The sequence below is a fragment of the Mycolicibacterium aichiense genome (genome assembly GCF_010726245.1).
Classification (GTDB): Bacteria; Actinomycetota; Actinomycetes; order Mycobacteriales; family Mycobacteriaceae; genus Mycobacterium; species Mycobacterium aichiense.
Map to the genome: position 1 here is coordinate 3,808,292 of NZ_AP022561.1, position 18,807 is coordinate 3,827,098.

The 18,807-nt window shown below is 65.9% G+C and carries 17 protein-coding genes and 2 tRNA genes; 12 read left to right on the forward strand and 7 right to left on the reverse strand.

The annotated features are described in order from the left end of the window. Position 1: 1 nt before the first annotated feature. Positions 2-1,546 (reverse strand): carboxyl transferase domain-containing protein, encoded by a 1,545-nt coding sequence (locus G6N32_RS18465; RefSeq protein ID WP_115320826.1) that lies wholly within the window; start codon positions 1,544-1,546, stop codon positions 2-4. A gap of 98 nt (positions 1,547-1,644) precedes the next feature. On the opposite strand from G6N32_RS18465, the gene G6N32_RS18470 reads away from it, so the two are divergent. Continuing rightward, entirely contained in the window at positions 1,645-2,268 is a 624-nt protein-coding gene (locus G6N32_RS18470) for an SACE_7040 family transcriptional regulator (RefSeq protein ID WP_115321389.1), read from the forward strand. Here G6N32_RS18470 and G6N32_RS28475 read toward each other — a convergent pair. The 3 genes from G6N32_RS28475 to G6N32_RS18480 all read right to left on the reverse strand — a co-directional run bounded on the left by G6N32_RS28475 (position 2,265) and on the right by G6N32_RS18480 (position 4,616). Continuing rightward, positions 2,265-2,420: a DUF6131 family protein gene (locus G6N32_RS28475; RefSeq protein WP_168214823.1), complete on the reverse strand. Its 156-nt coding sequence runs from the start codon at positions 2,418-2,420 to the stop codon at positions 2,265-2,267. The genes G6N32_RS18470 and G6N32_RS28475 overlap by 4 nt on opposite strands. A 40-nt stretch (positions 2,421-2,460) precedes the next feature. Then, positions 2,461-2,670, reverse strand: coding sequence for a hypothetical protein (locus tag G6N32_RS28875; protein WP_115320827.1), 210 nt, complete (start codon positions 2,668-2,670; stop codon positions 2,461-2,463). A gap of 62 nt (positions 2,671-2,732) precedes the next feature. Then, positions 2,733-4,616, reverse strand: coding sequence for an alpha/beta hydrolase family protein (locus G6N32_RS18480; RefSeq protein WP_115320828.1), 1,884 nt, complete (start codon positions 4,614-4,616; stop codon positions 2,733-2,735). 135 nt (positions 4,617-4,751) lie between these two features. Here G6N32_RS18480 and G6N32_RS18485 point away from each other — a divergent pair, with 135 nt between their 5' ends. Then, positions 4,752-5,513 (forward strand): MmpS family transport accessory protein, encoded by a 762-nt coding sequence (locus G6N32_RS18485; RefSeq protein ID WP_115320829.1) that lies wholly within the window; start codon positions 4,752-4,754, stop codon positions 5,511-5,513. Here G6N32_RS18485 and G6N32_RS18490 read toward each other — a convergent pair. Then, the gene (locus G6N32_RS18490) at positions 5,510-6,829 is read right to left on the reverse strand and encodes an MFS transporter (RefSeq protein ID WP_115320830.1); all 1,320 of its coding nucleotides are present in this window, start codon (positions 6,827-6,829) and stop codon (positions 5,510-5,512) included. The genes G6N32_RS18485 and G6N32_RS18490 overlap by 4 nt on opposite strands. A gap of 73 nt (positions 6,830-6,902) precedes the next feature. Between G6N32_RS18490 and cmrA the strand changes: the two genes are divergently transcribed. Continuing rightward, positions 6,903-7,709 carry a mycolate reductase gene (gene cmrA / locus G6N32_RS18495; RefSeq protein ID WP_115320831.1) on the forward strand — a complete coding sequence of 269 codons (807 nt, stop codon included), beginning with the start codon at positions 6,903-6,905 and terminating at the stop codon, positions 7,707-7,709. 29 nt (positions 7,710-7,738) lie between these two features. Beyond that, the gene (locus tag G6N32_RS29120) at positions 7,739-7,864 is read left to right on the forward strand and encodes a hypothetical protein (RefSeq protein ID WP_264028875.1); all 126 of its coding nucleotides are present in this window, start codon (positions 7,739-7,741) and stop codon (positions 7,862-7,864) included. 53 nt (positions 7,865-7,917) lie between these two features. On the opposite strand, the gene G6N32_RS18500 is transcribed toward G6N32_RS29120, so the two are convergent. Beyond that, a complete protein-coding gene (locus G6N32_RS18500) occupies positions 7,918-9,489 on the reverse strand; it encodes a helicase HerA-like domain-containing protein (protein ID WP_115320832.1) in 1,572 nt (523 codons plus the stop codon). Between the two features lie 73 nt (positions 9,490-9,562). Here G6N32_RS18500 and orn point away from each other — a divergent pair, with 73 nt between their 5' ends. From orn to G6N32_RS18520, 4 genes are all read left to right on the forward strand, one after another. Beyond that, entirely contained in the window at positions 9,563-10,198 is a 636-nt protein-coding gene (gene orn / locus G6N32_RS18505; RefSeq protein ID WP_115320833.1) for an oligoribonuclease, read from the forward strand. Between the two features lie 43 nt (positions 10,199-10,241). Beyond that, positions 10,242-10,314 (forward strand) — tRNA-His (locus tag G6N32_RS18510). 589 nt (positions 10,315-10,903) lie between these two features. Continuing rightward, a complete protein-coding gene (locus tag G6N32_RS18515; protein ID WP_115320834.1) occupies positions 10,904-11,362 on the forward strand; it encodes a hypothetical protein in 459 nt (152 codons plus the stop codon). Between the two features lie 222 nt (positions 11,363-11,584). After that, positions 11,585-12,871: a hypothetical protein gene (locus G6N32_RS18520; protein ID WP_115320835.1), complete on the forward strand. Its 1,287-nt coding sequence runs from the start codon at positions 11,585-11,587 to the stop codon at positions 12,869-12,871. Here the strand turns inward: G6N32_RS18520 and G6N32_RS18525 are convergent. After that, positions 12,868-14,088, reverse strand: a complete 1,221-nt coding sequence (locus G6N32_RS18525; RefSeq protein WP_115320836.1) for a L,D-transpeptidase — start codon at positions 14,086-14,088, stop codon at positions 12,868-12,870. The genes G6N32_RS18520 and G6N32_RS18525 overlap by 4 nt on opposite strands. A 164-nt stretch (positions 14,089-14,252) precedes the next feature. Here G6N32_RS18525 and G6N32_RS18530 point away from each other — a divergent pair. The 4 genes from G6N32_RS18530 (at position 14,253) to G6N32_RS18545 (ending at position 18,696) form a co-directional block, all read left to right on the forward strand. After that, a tRNA-Lys gene (locus G6N32_RS18530) sits at positions 14,253-14,325 on the forward strand. Between the two features lie 137 nt (positions 14,326-14,462). Then, positions 14,463-16,013: a PQQ-dependent sugar dehydrogenase gene (locus tag G6N32_RS18535; protein ID WP_232077164.1), complete on the forward strand. Its 1,551-nt coding sequence runs from the start codon at positions 14,463-14,465 to the stop codon at positions 16,011-16,013. A 9-nt stretch (positions 16,014-16,022) separates the two neighbouring features. Continuing rightward, on the forward strand, positions 16,023-17,408 hold the full coding sequence (locus tag G6N32_RS18540; RefSeq protein ID WP_115320837.1) for an FAD-binding oxidoreductase: 1,386 nt from the start codon (positions 16,023-16,025) through the stop codon (positions 17,406-17,408). 88 nt (positions 17,409-17,496) lie between these two features. Then, positions 17,497-18,696, forward strand: coding sequence for a cytochrome P450 (locus G6N32_RS18545; protein ID WP_115321392.1), 1,200 nt, complete (start codon positions 17,497-17,499; stop codon positions 18,694-18,696). The last annotated feature ends 111 nt before the right edge of the window (positions 18,697-18,807 follow it).

The window sequence follows — 18,807 nt, forward strand, 5'->3', positions numbered from 1 at the left end:
GTCACATCCTGAAGACGCCGTAGGAGACGGCTTCGACGGGAGCGTTGGCGGTCACCGAGAGTGCCAGTCCCAGAACAGTTCTGGTATCAGCAGGATCGATGACGCCGTCGTCCCACAGCCGTGCGGTCGAGTAGTACGGGTTGCCCTGATGTTCGTACTGTTCGCGGATCGGCGCCTTGAAGGCCTCGGATTCCTCCGGCGTCATGTCACCGCGCACCGTGGCCAGCACCGAGGCGGCCTGTTCGCCGCCCATCACCGAAATCCGGGCGTTGGGCCACATCCAGAGGAACCGCGGCGAATAGGCGCGACCGCACATCGAGTAGTTGCCCGCCCCGTAGGACCCGCCGATCACGACGGTCAGCTTCGGCACTCGGGCGCAGGCCACCGCCGTCACCATCTTCGCGCCGTGCTTGGCGATCCCGCTTGCCTCGTAGTCGCGCCCGACCATGAAGCCGGTGATGTTCTGCAGGAACAGCAGCGGCACCATCCGCTTGTCGCACAGTTCGATGAAATGTGCTCCCTTGAGCGCGGATTCACCGAACAGCACACCGTTGTTGGCGACGATGCCGACCGGATGGCCGTGGATGTGCGCGAATCCGGTGACCAGCGTGGTGCCGTATTCGGCTTTGAACTCGCTGAATTCGCCGCCGTCGACGATGCGGGTGATCACCTCGTGCACGTCGTAGGGCACCCGCGCGTCGACGGGGACGACGTCGTAGAGCTCGTGCTGGTCGGCGATCGGTTCGACGGGCGGACGTACATCCCATGGTCGCCGCTCGCGCGGGCCGAGGGTGCCGATGATGCGACGGACGATGCGCAGGGCGTCCCGATCGTCGTGGGCGAGGTGGTCGGTCACCCCGGAGGTCTTGGAGTGCAGGTCGCCGCCGCCGAGTTCTTCGGCGGTGACCACCTCACCGGTGGCGGCCTTCACCAGCGGCGGGCCGCCGAGGAAGATCGTGCCCTGGTTGCGGACGATCACCGCCTCGTCACTCATTGCGGGGACGTAGGCGCCGCCTGCGGTGCAGCTGCCGAGGACGGCGGCGATCTGCGGGATGCCGGCCGCGCTCATGGTGGCCTGGTTGAAGAAGATCCGGCCGAAGTGGTCGCGGTCGGGGAACACTTCGTCCTGGCGGGGTAGGAACGCACCGCCGGAATCCACGAGGTAGATGCATGGCAGGCGGTTCTGCAGCGCGATCTCCTGCGCGCGCAGGTGCTTTTTGACCGTCACCGGATAGTAGGTGCCGCCTTTGACCGTCGCGTCGTTGGCGACGACCATGCACTCGCGCCCAGACACCCGGCCGATACCGGTGATGATCCCGGCCGCGGGGCATTCGTCGTCATACATGCCGTCGGCGGCCAGCGGCGCAACCTCGAGAAGTGCACTGCCGGGATCCAGCAGCCCGTCGACCCGGTCACGCGGCAGCAGCTTGCCCCGGGTGACGTGTCGTTCCCGGGCGCGTTCGGGTCCACCGAGCGCCGCGGCGGCCAGCTTGTCGCGCAACTGCTCGACAAGCTGCAGATGCGCCTCACGGTTGGGCGATGCCATCGTCGATGCCCCGTCCCGAATTGAGTTAATGACGACTAACTGATGTAACGTTAGTGAAGATTAACCGAAACGTCCAGAGCCATTCCGGGAGGGTCCCCATCGACACGTCGACCCGTCGAAGCAGGCAGAAATCGGATCGCCGGTCTGCCCTGCTGACGGCCGCGGAGCGGTTGATAGCGGAGAAGGGCTTTCAGACCGTGCGGATCGAGGACATCGGCGCCGCCGCCGGAGTCAGCGGACCGGCCGTCTACCGGCACTTCCCCAATAAGGAAGCCCTCCTGGTCGAACTCCTGGTCGGCATCAGCACGCGACTTCTGGCCGGCGCGCGCAGCGTCGTCGACGCCGCTGCCGAGCCGGAAGCTGCGCTCGCCGGTCTGATCGAATTCCACCTCGACTTCGCACTCGGCGAGTCGGACCTGATCCGCATCCAGGATCGCGATCTCGCCCACCTGCCGGCCTCCGCCCAGCGGCAGGTGCGCCGGGCGCAGCGCAGCTATGTCGAGGTCTGGGTCGAGGTGTTGCGCCAGGTGCATCCCGACACCGCGGAGGCAGACGCCCGGTTGATGGCACATGCGGTGTTCGGTCTGCTCAACTCGACCCCACACAGCATGAAGCCCCTGGCGGCACGAGGAGCCGACCAGGGGCGTTCACGCGATGTACTCCGGGCTATGACGGTGGCGGCGTTATCCTCGGCCGACCGTCACGCTCGCAGCACCGGCTAATACCAAGAACGTCTGCCGCCGACCGGGCGGCCGACTGCGCCGAGCAGCCACAGCACCGCGCCGATGACGAGCAGGATTACCCCGATCGTCCACAGGATCTGGATCTTCAGGACGAATCCCAAGATGAGCAGGATTGCTCCGAGAATGATCATTGATTCCTCCAAATGCTTGCTTGCTGAACTGTTTTCGCCACTATTGACTGGGTTGCGGCAGGTTGCAGCTGGCAACCTTGGGATTGACTCCCGCGTAATTGAGCGGTCCCGCAACCACCGTCAGAGCGATAGACCCTGCAGTAGCGCAATTGGCTTGACTGTTGGAGAAGTAGCCGCGCTGCCAGGTAGCGAAAACTCCGATCAGCAGCCACACGATAACGATCACGCCTATGATTCCGCGGCCTCGCATGGTTGGCCTCCTTGATGGTTCGCAGTACTTGGCGGACAAGGTTTTACCCGCCCGAAAGTTTCCTAAACCTTTCGAATTTCGCTGCGCTCGAACGCCATGGCCAGCCAGTCCGCGACCGCTCGGGCCAACGCGGCGTGGTTCTCGCGTTTGACGATCTCGTGGCCGTCGTCAGCGAAGAGCAGATACCTCACGGTGCGCCCCCGTGCACGCAGTGCTTCGACCATTTGCTCCGATTCACTGACCGGAACGTTGGTGTCGGTGCCGCCGTGCACCAACAGCAACGGCGCGGTCAACTCATCTACCCGCTGCAGCGGGGAGAGCTCGTCGAGGAGGTCCCGATCGGCGATGGGGTGCCCGTATTCGGCATAGGACGCCGCCGCGATCCACGGTTCGGTGGTGCGGTAGAACGTCGCCAGGTCACTCATTCCGCAAATGCTGACGCCGGCGACGAACAGATCAGGATGGAACGCCAAGGCCGCCATCGTGAGGTAGCCACCGTAAGACCAACCCGCGCAAGCGATTCGCGCGGGATCGGCCAGGCCACGCTCGGCAAGGTAGCGCGCACAGTCGGCCACGTCGTCGATCGCGGCGAACCGCTTGTCCTTGTCGTCGGCGTGCACGAATTCCCGGCCCTGCCCACCCGAACCCCGGACATTGGGCGTGAACACCGCGATACCTTCGTCGAGCAGTCCCGGGAAGATTTCGCTGTGCGATGGGCGGGCCTGGCCTTCCGGTCCGCCGTGGAGATAGATCATCATGCCGGTCTGCTCGACACCAGGTGGCGGGCAATACAACCAGCCCGTCAGCGAACGACCGTCCCGTGCGGTGACGAAATGCAGCCTGGGCCGGTCGGACACCGGACCGACGCTGGGCTTGCGATCGATGCGCTCCCATTCCCGCGACCGGGGATCGACAAGTTCGACGGTGCGCGGCAGGTCCGCGCCCTGGATCGTCATCGCAACCATCGATCCGCCCGCACTGATGGACAGTTCGCTCGCAACCAGGTTCGGCAGTGGGATCGGCTCGGACACCGTGTAGTCAACGTACTCGAGGACCTGTAATTCGCTGCAGCCGTTGATGTTCCACAGCAGCGCGACAGTCGACAAGTCGTCACTGACGACGAACTCGTCGAGATCGTGGCCTCGGCGCTCGGCCACCACGTGATAGGCGACGCCGTCGGGGGTGACCGTGACCTCCAGCAGACGACTGTTGTCCGAGCCGTTGTCGCTGCGGATCAACGCGCGTACGTAACCGTCGACGAAATCGGGCCCGTAGGTGTAGGCCGGGTGATAAAGCGTGGTGTGCTCACCGTCCGGACCGGAGCGCAGCCGCCGCGGATGGTGATCGTCCAAGATCACTCCCATGTCCGTCGAAGAGCCGGGATCTGAAGGCAGCAAAGCGATTTCGGTCGCGCCGGTCAACATGATCAGCTCGCGATAGCCGCGGGGGCCGACTCGGATCAGCGCCGACCCGGCCCAGGCGTCCACCAGCCGGCCACCGGAGCGCCGATCCAGCACCGTCACGCTGCCGTCGGCCGGGTCGATCAGGCTTGACTGACCGACACCGTCCTCCCCGGTGAGGATCGCGCACACCCGGGTGCCGTCCCAGGCGATCAGCTCGGCGGTGCCGGCCATCCCGCCGAAACCCATGCCGTCGATGCGGCGGGCCATCCGGTCGTCGGGGTCGGTGGTGACCACCCAGATCTGGCTACGGGTACTGCCCTCGGGGGCGACCTGGCAGGCCAACCAGTGCCCGTCGGCCGAATGGATGACCCGGGTCACCGGCCCCTCCACCGGTAATTCCACATCGCGGGACGAGCTTGCCCGCCAGCCCCGCAGGAAACGTTGAACGGCGCGCGGATATCCGCCGTCGTCGACGATATGGGCGAATGCCGTCGCGTCGGGCGACAGTGATGCGCCATACGTCGCGCGCACGTCGAGTTCCACGCCACCTCACTTTCTTTGGTTCCTCTTACTCCAGTAACACGTTCCACGTCGGCCGCCGGTGGTAAACACGGTGCTGAGTAACAGGCATCAACCCCGCGCTGCCACTCGCAGGTAGCCTGCAAGCATGAGGTGGGAATGAACGATCCGCGTCGACCAGGGTGGTCTGACCCGACGCAGTCGGCCGGCAATGGTTATCCGCCGAGCACCGATCCCGCCTACTCCGGTCAGTATTACGGACCCGGCTACGGCGGCCCCGGCTACGGTCAGGGCGGTGTGCCGCCGACGATGCAGCCCACCGAACAGCTGCCGTCCTACTGGCATCAAGGCGGCGGGTATCCGCCCAGCGAGCCACCCGAGCCGCCCCCGGGCCCACCCAAGTCGCCGAAGTGGTTGTGGATCGCCGCGGCGGTCGCGGTGCTGCTGGTGGTGGGACTGGTGATCGCCCTCGTGATCGTGACCAGCTCGGCCAGAGAGTCGACCGTGGTGGCTCCGCTGCCGTCGCTGTCGGAGACGACGACCGCGCCGCGGGCCACCACTCTGGTGCCGACGACGACGCGGCCCACGCTGCCGACGACCAGCGGCGCACCGGGTACCGCGGCGCCGCCGCCCACCGACTCCACCAGCCCGACGGGCACCGACACCGTCGTCTACACGGTCTCTGGTGACGGTCGCGCGATCAATATCACCTACGTCGACACCGGCGGCATCATGCAGACCGAGTTCAACGTGATGCTGCCGTGGAGCAAGGAAGTCAGCCTGTCGTCGCCGGCGCGGACCTCGGCCAGCGTCGCGGTGGTCAATGTCGGGCGCGACGTGACCTGCAGCGTGTCGGTGAACGGCTCGCAGGTCCGGGAGCGCACCGGCCGCGGCCTGACGATCTGCACCGGGGCGGGCTAACCCGCCCGGTGGTTGTTGGGCACCTTCACCAGCAGCATGCCCAGCAGGCCGACGGCCAGCACCACGCACAGCCCGCCGAGCCCGGCGCGGTCGGCGTGGAACGCGTCGACGAAGACGAAGAACAGCCACGGCGCCAGGAACGACGCCGCCCGCCCGGTGGTGGTGTAGAGCCCGAACGCCACGGCTTCCTTGCCGTCGCTGACCATCCTCAGCAGCACCGTGCGCGCCGACGTGGTGACCGGTCCGACACATAGCGCCAACAGCAGGCCGCAGATCCAGAACACGACAGGGCCCGACAGCGACAGCAGCGTAAGGCCGACGACGATCATCAACGTCAGCGAGGCGACGATCACCGGCTTGCCGCCGATCCGGTCGTCGACCGGCCCGGCGATCACCGCGCCGAGGGCGGCCATGGTGCTGGCGATCACCCCGAAGATGAGCACGTTGGACGGCGAGATGCCGTAGACGCTGACGCCGAGCACCGCGCCGAACGCGAAGACGCCGGCGATGCCGTCGCGGAATATTGCGCTGACCACCAGGTAGTAGACCAGGTTCCGGTCGCGCCGCCACTCCGAGCGCAGATCGTTCCACAATCCGCGGTACCCGCCGGCCTGACCGGGTGGCATCGGCTCCAGGTCGGCGGCCGGGGCGAGGGTGTGAGCGGTGATCAGCAGCGGCAGCGCCAGTACCACGAACCAGGCGGCCGCCATCAGCATTGCCGCGCGCACGTTCTGGCCGTCATCGACCGGGACCCCGAACAGCCCCCGGTTCGGGCCTGAGCCTGCGATGAACGCGACGTAGATGATCATCAGCAGCAGCACGCTGCCGAAATATCCGGCGGCGGCTCCGATTCCGGAGATGCGCCCGGACGTCTGCGGGGTGGTGAGCTGCCTCAGCATCGCGTTGTAGGGCACGCTGGCCAGGTCGCCGCACGCCGCGGTGAACGCCAGCAGCACCAGGCCCATCGCGAAGTAAGCCGGCTCCGCGCGGATGAGGCTCATCGCCGTCGTCGACAGCACCGCCAACCCGGTCAGCAGCATCAGGGCGGCGCGACGCCGCTGCGGTGCCTGAACCAGCACGCCGGTGAGCGGCGCGAGAACCGCGACGGTGAGGCCGGCAAGTGCCAGCGCCCGGCCCAGCCAGCTTGCCGGCGAGGTGTCGCCCGGCAGACCCTGGCCGACCGTGCTGGTCAGGTAAACAGCGAAAACGAAGGTCGCGACGATGGCGTTCATCCCGGTGGAACCGCAGTCCCACAGGGCCCACGCCAGAACTTTTGACCGCCCGGCGGTCTGGGCAACCGACGGGGGCCTGGGCATGCGGGCCACCCTATCCACTGCCCGAGTCGCTGGCGCTCCTGCCCACCGCAACCCATCCCCCTACGATTGCCGCATGCCAGTACCCGCCCCCTCCCCGGACAGCAGAGCCGTCGTCACCGGTGCCTCCCAAGGCATCGGTGAGGCGCTGGCCACCGAACTCGCCGCCCGCGGCCATCACCTGATCATCACCGCGCGCCGCGGTGAGGTGCTGGCCGAGCTGGCCGCACGACTCACCGAGCGCTACCGCGTCAATGTCGAGGTGCGCGCGGTGGACCTCGCGGATCCCGACGCGCGGACCGCGTTCGCCGACGAACTGGCCGGCCACGAGATCTCGATCCTGTGCGCCAATGCGGGCACCGCTACTTTCGGGCCCGTTGCGAAGCTGGATCCGGCGGCCGAGCGGGCGCAGGTCCAGCTCAACGTTCTCGGTGTGCACGATCTGGTGCTGGCGGTGCTGCCGGGGATGGTCGCCCGCAAGGCCGGCGGCATCCTGATCTCGGGCTCGGCGGCCGGAAACTCGCCGATCCCGAACAACGCCACCTACGCCGCGACCAAGGCGTTCGCGAACACATTCAGTGAGTCGCTGCGCGGCGAATTGAAGGGTGTCGGAGTGCACGTTACGGTGCTGGCGCCGGGGCCGGTGCGTACCGAGCTGCCCGACGAGGCGGAGCAGTCATTGGTGGAGCGATTGATCCCCGACTTCCTGTGGATCAACACCGAGTACACGGCGCGGATCTCGCTGGATGGCTTGGAGCACAACAAGATGCGAGTGGTGCCCGGACTGACGTCCAAGGCGATGTCGGTGGCGTCGGGGTACGCGCCGCGCTCGATCGTCACCCCGATCGTCGGCGCGGTCTACAAGAAGCTGGGCGGCGACTAGCTCACTCGCGCTCTCTCACCCACACCGACATGTGGCAGCAGAAGTGCGAGTGGACGCCTGCAATTCGTCGATCCCGGCTCCTCACCGTGGCGGCGAGGGCCATCCCCGCGGAGCTCGTCAGCGAGATCGACGTGAGCGTGGACAAGATCGAGTGACGGTCACGCTGGCGTCGATCTCGATGAAGTCGAGCCAGGGTCGCGGCGCGTGCCTAGCGCCTGCGGCGGCCCGTTCCGAAGATGCTGCGGGTGATCTCGCGACCGATCACCGTGCCCGCCGATCGCATCGCGCTCTTGAACGCCGGGCTGTTCATCACCTGATCGAGCACGCCGGGCTCGGCCTTCTGCGGCTTGGGCATCGGCGGCAGGTCGATTCCGGTGGGCAGCAGCGGCGGCAGGTCGGCGGGTTCCTGTGGCGGCGGGGCCAGTTTCGTCGCCAGCATCTCGTAGGCGGATTCCCGGTCGACGGTCTGGCCGTACTTGGCGAACAGCGAACTCGATTGCGCCGCAGCCTTGATCGCATCGGGGCCGATGGTGTCCATCAGCGACTGCGGCGGGCGTAGCCGGGTCCAGGCCACCGGGGTCGGAGCGCCGCGCTCGGAGAGCACGGTGACGATGGCCTCGCCGATGCCCAATGACGTCAAATCCGTTTCCAGATCGTAGAACTGGGTCTTGGGGTAGGTGCGCACCGTCTTCGACAGCGCCTTCTGGTCGTCCGGTGTGAACGCCCGCAGCGCGTGCTGAATGCGGGCACCCAGTTGCGACAGCACATTGTTGGGCACATCGGTGGGCAGCTGGGTGCAGAAGAACACCCCGACACCTTTGGAGCGGATCAGTTTGACCGTCTGCTCGACCTGTTGCAGGAATGCTTTGGACGCATCGGTGAACAACAGGTGTGCCTCGTCGAAGAAGAACACCAGCTTGGGCTTGTCGACGTCACCGACCTCGGGCAGATAGGTGAACAGGTCGGCGAGCACCCACATCAGGAATGTGGAGAACATCACCGGCCGCGCGGCCTGGTCGCCGAGCTCGAGCAGGGTGATCACGCCGCGGCCCTGTGCATCGACGCGAAGTAGATCGGCGGGGTCGATCTCGGGTTCCCCGAAGAAGGTGTCGCCGCCCTCGGCTTCGAGGTTGACCAGTGCGCGCAGAATGACGCCCGCGGTCTGGGCGGACACCCCGCCGATGGTCTTCAGCGTTTCCTTGCCCTGGTCGCTGGTCAGATAGGTGATCACCGACCGGAGATCTTTCAGGTCGAGCAGCGGCAGCCCTTGTTGATCGGCCCAGTGGAAGATCAGTCCGAGCGTGGACTCCTGAGTGGCATTGAGCCCCAACACCTTCGACAGCAGAATAGGTCCGAAGGCCGAAATCGTGGCGCGCACCGGGACCCCGATTCCGCCGGTGCCCAGCGAAAGGAACTCGACGGGGAACGGCGCGCCCGCCCAGTCGTCGTCGCCAGTGTCCTTGGCGCGCTGCAGGGTCCGGTCACTGGACTCCCCCGGCCGCGACAAGCCGGACAGGTCACCTTTGACGTCGGCCATCATCACCGGCACGCCGGCCGCAGACAGCTGCTCGGCGATAACCTGCAGTGTCTTGGTCTTACCGGTACCGGTGGCTCCGGCGACCAGGCCGTGGCGGTTCATCATGGCCAGCGGGATGCGGACCTGCGCCGCCGGATCGACTGCGCCATCGATGACGACCGAGCCGAGATCGAGTGTCGCCCCTGTGGTCACGTAGCCGGCGGCGATCTGCTGGGCAGGGGTCGTCGTCGATTCGCTGCTCATCGGCCGCCTCCGTGGTCGCTCGGGTGATGGCCATACGACACTACAAGTCAGCGGGGGCTTAGGGTTGAGCGCTGTGCGTGAAGAATTGGTGTGGATCGACTGCGAGATGACCGGCCTCGATCTGCGGACCGACAAGCTCATCGAGATCGCCGCCCTGGTGACCGACGCCGAGCTCAACGTTCTCGGCGAGGGTATCGACGTCGTCATCCATGCCGATGACGAGTCCCTGGACGGGATGGTCGAGGTTGTCACCCAGATGCACAGCCGGTCCGGGCTCACCGAGGAGGTCCGCGCGTCGGTCATCGACGTGCCGGCCGCCGAGGAACTCGTGATGGAGTACATCCGCTCGCACGTGAAGCAGGCCAAGACCGCGCCGCTGGCGGGCAATTCGATCGCCACCGACCGCGGATTCATCGCCCGGGACATGCCGACGCTGGACAACTACCTGCACTACCGGATGATCGACGTCAGCTCGATCAAGGAGCTGTGCCGGCGCTGGTATCCGCGGATCTACTACGGACAGCCGGAAAAGGGTCTCGCCCACCGCGCGCTGGCGGACATCCAGGAGTCGATCCGCGAGCTGAAGTACTACCGGCGCACCGCGTTCGTCCCCCAGCCCGGGCCCTCTACCAGCGAGATTGCCGCAGCCGCCGCCGAGGTCGACGCCCCGGGCGAATCGGATTCGGCTGGAGAGGCCGACAACAGCTAGTATCGACGACGCTGCTGCCGCCTCCGGACGGTCCGCAGCGATGGTGGCTGTAGTTCAGTTGGTAGAGCACCAGGTTGTGATCCTGGCTGTCGCGGGTTCGAGTCCCGTCAGCCACCCTGCAGGTCAGGCCCCGATATCGGGGCCTGACTTTTTGCGCCCTCCGCGGCGCGCCCAATTCCACACCGGACTCGCGCGCGGCGGCGTGCAGGCGCGCGATGTACCGCCCCACCTCCGCGTCTGTTTGTACGCGCCGGGCGACGCTGCACCGCTGCCGAACGTTCTCAACGGCGACGCCCACGATGAAGAGGCCGAGAAACGCGAGTCCGCCATACACGTTCCCGAACATCGACCAGGTGAGCGCGCCGGACACCGCGGTGCCCAGGGGCAGCACCACCACCACCGTGATGATCGAGATGCCGGCCGGATCGATGGTGCGCATGACGGTCTCTCTCAGCCCGACTACCTACGGGAGCGTAGGTCGAGTGACTAAGAGCGAGCTAATAGTTCACTTATCACGAAGCATGGTTTCCGGTCGGCCGACGCGGACCCCTCATGCGAGAACAGACGTAGCAGTGCTGTGGTCCGACTCACGTCGTCCGTGCGCGCCCTGGCAAAGATTGATGATTCAAAAGTTTCTCGACGGGGTAAAGACCAGGACACCAACTTGGCGTCCGGGGGGACGCATATCGCGAAGGGACCCGAGGGATGACGACTAACGAATTCGCTGAAATCGACGGTTCGCAGCAATTGGCCGCCTGGCAGGACCGCCTCGCCGCCTTCGTCACTGCTCTCGACGCGATCGATGCCGACGACCCGTACACGTTCTGCGAGGACGCGTGGGACATCTGGGAGAGCGCAGCTATCTCCGATCCCCCCTCGGCCACCGACCCGGCAATGCTTTTAGTTCTGGGCGTGATTGAGGTGTTGGCGGAGGCGATCACGTCCAGTGCTCGCGATCACCACAGCACAGGAAACGGCGACCATCCGCTGACGCTCTCCGCCCTACACACCTCGCTGATCGACGAGCTGGATGCGGTCCGCCTCCAATGCGAGCGCTGGCAGCACGAAGGTTTGCCAGGGCCCGCGACCGTCAAGGCACGCAGCGCGGCCGCAATGGCCGGATTACAGGTTGCCACCAAGTTCGGCAACCAGCTTTCGGCATAGCACCAACGATTTGTTCCCATCCCGCGCGGGCCGGACAGGTGTCCAGCCTGACCAGCGGTTCGAATTCCGCCTTCGCGCGGCTCAGGAGGCTTGATCCGCTTCCCCGGAACACCGAAACGGTAAAGATTTCGACCGTTCGTCGCAGTTGACCGACACAATTATTCGAACATGAGTTACCGTCGGGTAATAACTGCACCGCTTAGCTGGGGGGAGGGTTGCAGCATGCACGGCCACGACGTAACCACTGAATCGAGCGGGTTCGCCGGCGACACCGGCCCTCTCGGTGTCTGGACAGATCGACTCGACGCGTTCAGCGCGGCCCTCGACGCCATCGACGCTGACGACCCCTTCGACTACTGCGCCGACGCCTGGGAGATCTGGCAGGGCGCCGCGGCAGCCGATCCCCCGCCTCAGGACGACCCGGCCGTTCTGGTCGTGCTTGGCACCCTGCAAGCCCTCGCTCATGCGATGACGTCGGCGACACTCGACTACTACCGCACGGCGGACATCCGGGACCGGATGACGGCGTCAGCGATGCACACCTCGATCAAGCGCTGCCTCGGCACGCTGCGGCGCGAGTGCGGCCGCTGGCTGCATGAGGGTGGTCCGCCGGCCGATGAGATCAACGCGCGCACCATCTCCATCGTGGCCAGCCTGCAGGCATCGGGCGCCCGGCCGACGGTGAACACCGGGATCATCTTCGACAAGGTGTGCGCGCTCACGAATTGCGAGAACAAGCGCTACCGCGAGGCCTATGGTCGCCTGCGGACGATGGTGAACCGGGAGTCGTTGCAGCACATCATAGTTGCGAGCGAGACCTTGACTGATGTCGTGACCGGCATCGTCCTCGATTTACAGACCACCCACGGTTCCACCTTCGACGAGCGCATCAACGACGAGCGTCGCCGCAAGATCGGCTCGGCACTGGCTGCCGTCACCGCCGCCCTGCACGCCCATCGACAACGGTCGGTCGCGAGTGCGTCAAAGACATTCGGCCACAACAGTCCTCAGGCCCGGGCGGTTGATGCGCTGTTCGCCGACCTCGCAGAGTCGTCGTTCGACTACCGTTGGCTGACCGAGTTGTACGAGTTGATCCAGCACGACGACAGCACCGCGCTGCGGTACCAGTTCACCGCGCGCCGACGCGGCGAGCCACAAGTGGACGTCCACCTGGACCGTCAGCGCGTGGCCGCACACGCGAACCACGCAGCCAAGAGATGCCTGGCACCCGACGAACTCGCCGTGCTGAGCCGCGATCCCAGTGTGCTGGACATGATCACGGGGGTGCTGCCGAAACTGCAGACCCTGCAGGGCCAGATCGACGACATCCTGTACCCGAACGTCGCCGATGACGTCGCAGCCGTCACGGAGTTGATCGGCCGATTCGGCGGCGAAAAGGGTGTTGACGCTGTGAAATCCGCGCCGGGATCGACTCACGAGCCGTGGACTCCCCCGCACTTGTCACCCCGCGTGCTGGCGTTCGTCCGCACCTTCAACGACCGGCACTAAGCGTTGGCGTTGCCCGCTTTCCACTGCTGCCACGGAATGTTCCAGTCGCCGAGTCCCTCGGTGCCCGGCAATGTCGAGCCGACGGTGTTGCGGACCTCGACGATGTCGCCGCGCTTGGTGTTGTCGTAGAACCACCGCGCATTGCTCGGGCTGGCGTTCAAACAGCCATGGCTGGTGTTGGAATATCCCTGCGCCCCCACCGACCACGGCGCGGAGTGGACATAGATGCCGCTGTAGGACATCTGGGTGGCCCAATCCACCTCGGTGCGATAGCCGTTGGGCGAGTTGGAGGGAACGCCGTACGTCGACGAATCCATGATCATGTGGGACAGCCGGTCACCGACGATGTAGACACCGTTGTTGGTGGGCGTGCTGTTCTTGCCCATCGAGATCGGGATGGTCTTGACGACCTCGCCGTTGCGCCGGACGGTCAGTTGTTTGGTGTTGTCGTCGGCGGTCGCGATCACCTCGTCACCGATGGTGAAGCGCGACGACAGGTTCTGCTGGCCGAACAGCCCATCACCGAGATCGACCCCATAGGTATTGGCCTGGACGTCGACGGTGGTGCCCGGCTTCCAGAAGTTCTGCGGGCGCCAGCGCACCTCACGGTTATTCAGCCAGTAGAAGGCGCCCTCGACGGGCGGGTTGGTGGTCACCTTGATCGCGCGTTCGGCAGCCAGACGGTTCGGGATGTTTTCGTCGAAGCGCACCGCGATCGGTTGACCGACGCCGACCACCTCGCCATCACCGGGCAATAGGTAGGGCATGGTCAGGTTTTCCGGCGACTGCGTCTCGAAAGTCAGCTTCTCGGTCGTCACGCCGCCGAGACCCATCGACTGCGCGCTGAGCGTGTAGCTCTTGTTGTAGCCCAGCGGCTCGCTGGTCGACCACGTCACGCCGTCCGGGCTCAGCGTGCCGGCCACCTGCTTGCCGGACTCGTTGACCATCGTCACCGACCCGAGCACCCCGCCGGTGGCGCTCACCGTTACCGGGCGGTCCAGCGGGACGTCGACCGCTCCGTCCTTGACCGATGCCGTCAGCTGCGGCACCAGCAGGTCGCCGTAGGGAGTGCCCTTGTCCGCGATGACCTTGACCTGGGCGGGCGCCGGCTCGCCGCTGCTGCACCCGCTGAGCCCGATGAGAAGGGCAGGGATGATCGCGAGGGCCGCCAGCCGGGTTCGACGCCCCGGCCGGTTCAGCGAGCCGACCTGCCACATACCGCCCTCAAATCCTGCTAGCTGTGCGAACGCTGGGAATGTTTGGCAATAGTCTAAGGGAACTTCCAGGCTGGCGGCGACTATGCAGATCAGCGGCCGCACGGGGTCCAGCATGGGGATTTCATGTTCGGCAGTGGTGTTTGTTATTGTCGCTGACGCGGTTCGCGCCGTTAGCTCAGTTGGTAGAGCAGCTGACTCTTAATCAGCGGGTCCGGGGTTCGAAACCCTGACGGCGCACATCAGCAAGAGCCCCGCCCCTCGGGCGGGGCTCTTGTCATGTCCAGGGACTTCACAGAATGACCTCCCGCCGCCCTGCCGCGGTGGCACAATTGGCACAGCCGTCAGTTGGCTGGCCAACCTTCCGGGGGGCACCGATGGTGCACACCAAATACGTTGCGCGCATTGGCATCATCGCCACCGCGCTGTTTTTCGGATGGGCGCTGCTGACCGCGCCCGGTAGTGCGGTGGCAGACACCGCAGCCGATTCCGGATCGAGCGCATCGCACGCACCACGAACCGGCCGAGCCGCCCCCCGTCCTCAAGCGCAGACTTCCCACGCCCGCAAGGCGGCAGCTGCCACCCCGCGCCCGCGGGCCGACCGACTCGTGAAGCCGGTCGCGACGGCCAGATCGGCGAACTCGATCGTCTCTGATGTGACCGCATGTGCCTGCAACCTGCTCAAGACCGTCGCGACCTACAGCGCGCTCTTCGTGTCCGAACTTCGTCCACCGACCATCCCGCCGCCACCACCCGACCCGTTCGGTGCGTGGGCGGCGCTGGCGTGGGTGCGCAAGCAGGCCGAGGACGCCGTCCAGCAGATCGCCGCGCAGCCGGTGGTCAAGCAGGTGGTGCGGGCGGTGCAGCGCGTCGCCGAACGGACCTACGACGCCATCATGGCCTGCGGCACCGCGCCCACCGGGCCGCCCGTATTCGACCGCACAACAATCGCTTCGGGCCTGTCCAGTCCCACCGATTTCGTCGTCCTGCCCGACGGCCGGATTCTGATCACCGAGAAGGCCGGCGACATCCGGCTGTATCAGAACGGCGCGCTGAGCCCCGACCCTCTGCTCGTCGTCCCGACCCGAACCGAAGGCGAACGCGGATTGCTCGGCATCGAGGTGGACCCCCACTTCGCGGACAACGGCTACGTCTACGTCGCCTACACGACCACCGACGCCCACTACCAACTGTCTCGATACACCGTCACCACCGACGGCATAGACCCCAACTCGGCACTGCCGCTGTTCCGTTCAGTCGATGAGGAGAAGAACAACCACCAGGGTGGCGACCTGCTCTTCGGACCGGACGGCATGCTCTATTGGGGCATCGGTGACAACACCTTTGGCGCCAACGCCCAGGACCTGACGAACATCCACGGCAAGATCCTGCGCCTGAACCCCACGGATGGTTCTGCACCGCAAGACAATCCGTTCGTGACCACGCCGAACGCGGTGCCGCAGATCTGGGCGTACGGCCTGCGCAATCCCTTCCGAATCGAGTTCACCCCGGACGGCCGCCTGCTGGCCGGCGACGTCGGCAACAACGCCGTCGAGGAGCTCGACCTCATCATCAAGGGCGGTAACTACGGCTGGCCGGGCGCCGAAGGTGTCTGCGCTACCTGCACTTCCATCAATCCCATCTACACCTACGACCACTCCGCCGGAAACGCCGCCATCACCTCGGTCCTGTACTACACCGGCGCCGCCTTCGGTTCCGGCTACCAGAACACGGTGTTCATCGCCGACTACATCCGCGGGTGGATCAAGGTCCTCAGGTTCAACGCCGACTACACGTCGCTCACCCACGAGGTGACGTTCGACGCCACGGCCGGCAGCACCGTCAAGCTGGCTCAGGGGCCGGACGGCACCATCTATCAGCTGACAATCTTCCCCGGTGAGCTGTCGATCCTGAGCCCCGCTGACTAGGGTTTGGCCATGGCCGATCTGACGGCACTCCTCGCCGACATCGTCGGGCGCACCCACCTACTGACCGGCGACGCCATCTCCGAGGACTACGGCCACGACGAAGCGCTGACCATCCCGCCGCAGCGCCCCGCCTACCTCGCCAAGCCTGCCACCGCCGACGAGGTCGCCGCGCTGCTGAAAACCGCCACCGAACACCATATTCCGGTGACCGCTCGAGGGTCGGGTTGCGGCCTGTCCGGTGCCGCTCAACCGGTCGCCGACGGGCTGCTGATCTCGTTCGAGCGAATGAACGCCATCGTGGAGATCGACACCGACAATCACGTCGCCGTGGTGCAGCCGGGTGTCACCCTGACCGAGCTCGATGCCGAGACCGCCCGCGTCGGACTGAGTTACACGGTGTATCCCGGCGAACTGTCGTCCAGCGTCGGCGGCAACGTCGGGACCAATGCCGGCGGCATGCGAGCGGTGAAGTACGGGGTCACCCGCCACAACGTTCTTGGTCTGCAGGCCGTCCTGCCCACCGGCGAGATCATCCGTACTGGCGGCAAGATGTCGAAGATCTCCACCGGGTACGACCTGACGCAGCTGATCATCGGCTCCGAGGGCACGCTGGCGCTGGCGACGGAGATCACCGTCAAGCTGGTCCCCCGGCCGGCGCACAGCGTCACCGTCCTGGCGCCGTTCGACGATTTCGACCAGGTCATGGCCGCGGTACCGAAGCTGATCTCGAGCGGACTGAACCCGACGATCGTGGAGTACATCGACAACGTCGTGATGGCCGCGATCGTCAACGCCGAAAAGCTGGAGCTGGGTGTTCCCGAGGAGATCCGCGACACCTGCGCGGCCTACCTCGTCGTCGCACTGGAGAGCAACCACACCGACCGGCTCGACGAGGACGCCGCCGCGCTGGGCGAACTGCTCAGCGACTGGGGCGCCTTGGATGCCTATGTACTGCAAGGCAATTCAGCGCGCCGGTTGATCGTGGCGCGGGAGAACGTGTTCTGGACGGCGAAGGCGATCGGTGCGGACGACATCATCGACGTCGTCGTCCCCCGGGCGTCGATGCCCGAGTTCCTGCGCAAGGCCCGCGACATCGCGATGGCCGAGGGTGTCGGCATGAGCGGGTGCGGGCACGCGGGCGACGGCAACGTGCACGGCGTGCTGTTCTGCAAGCACCCGGAGACCCGCAAGAAGCTGCTCACCGAGATCTTCGCTGTTGGCATGGCGCTGGGTGGAGCGATCTCCGGCGAACACGGCGTCGGGCGGGCCAAGGCGGACTATTTCTGCGAGCTCGAGGATCCGGCCAAACTGGCATTGATGCGGCGGATCAAGCACAGTTTCGACCCGGCCGGCATTCTGAACCCCGGCGTCGTCTTCGCCCAGCAACATCCTTGACCAGCGCTCACGGGGGCTGCTAGACATGCACCACCCGAGAGTTTGAGCGATCGCTCAGCACGCGACGGGGCCAGGACCGGGGATGGATATGGCGATTGCGAACGACACCGTCTATTACGACCCGTACGACGTCGCCATCGTCGCCGACCCCTACCCGGTGTATGCCCGCCTGCGCGATGAGGCGCCGATCTACCACAACGAGCAATACGACTTCTGGACGTTGTCGCGGCACGCCGACGTCGACGCGGCGCTGTCGGACTGGGAGACATTCTCCAACAGCCGCAGCGACATCCTGGAGCTGATCAAGTCCGACTTCGACATGCCCGGCGGCGTGATGATGTTCCAGGACCCGCCCGCCCACACCCAACTGCGCGGTCTGATGTCTCGGGTGTTCACGCCCCGCCGGATGGCCGAGATCGAAGACCAGATCCGTCGGTACTGCGTCGGCTGCCTCGATCCGCTGGTCGGCTCGGGTGGCTTCGACATCATCGCCGAACTGGCCTCAATGATGCCGATGCGGGTCATCGGCATGCTGCTGGGAATCCCGGAGTCCGAACAGATTTCGGTGCGCGACGCCAACGACGCCAACCTGCGCACCAAACCCGGCACCCCGATGAGGGTCGCCGACCCCGACCGCATCGCCGACGGCCGAATCTACGCCGACTACGTCGAGTGGCGCGCCAACAACCCCTCCGACGATCTGATGACCGCACTGCTCAACGTCGAGTTCACCGACGACCAGGGCGTCACCCGCAAGCTGACCCGCAAGGAAGTGCTGCACTACACCCAGGTGGTGGCCGGCGCAGGCAACGAGACCACCGGCCGGCTGATCGGCTGGCTGGCCAAGGTCCTGGCCGAGCACCCCGACCAGCGCCGCGACGTCTGCGACGACCGCTCGCTGCTGAACCGCGCAATCGACGAGACGCTGCGCTTCGAACCCACCGGGCCGCACGTCGGACGATATGTGCTCAACGACTTCGAGTGCTACGGCACGACGGTGCCCGCAGGCAGCGCGATGCTGCTGCTGTTCGGCGCCGCCAACCGCGATCCGCGCCGTTACGACGACCCCGACAGCTTCAATATCCACCGCGACACGATCAGCCATCTGACGTTCGGCAAAGGTGTCCACTACTGCCTCGGCGCCAACCTGGCCCGGCTCGAGGGGCGGGTTGCGCTCGACGAGCTGCTCAACCGCTTCCCCGAATGGGATATCGACTACGCGAACGCCAAGCTGGCACCGACATCGACCGTGCGCGGCTGGGAACGGCTACCCATCGTCTTGCCCTGATCGATACGCCGACGTTGCCCGAGGTCGCGTCGATACCTATCGGCGGCCACTGTGAGGTGCGTCGCTGTGAATCTGCTGGGCAAAACGTTGGGACAGTGGACTGACCAGCAA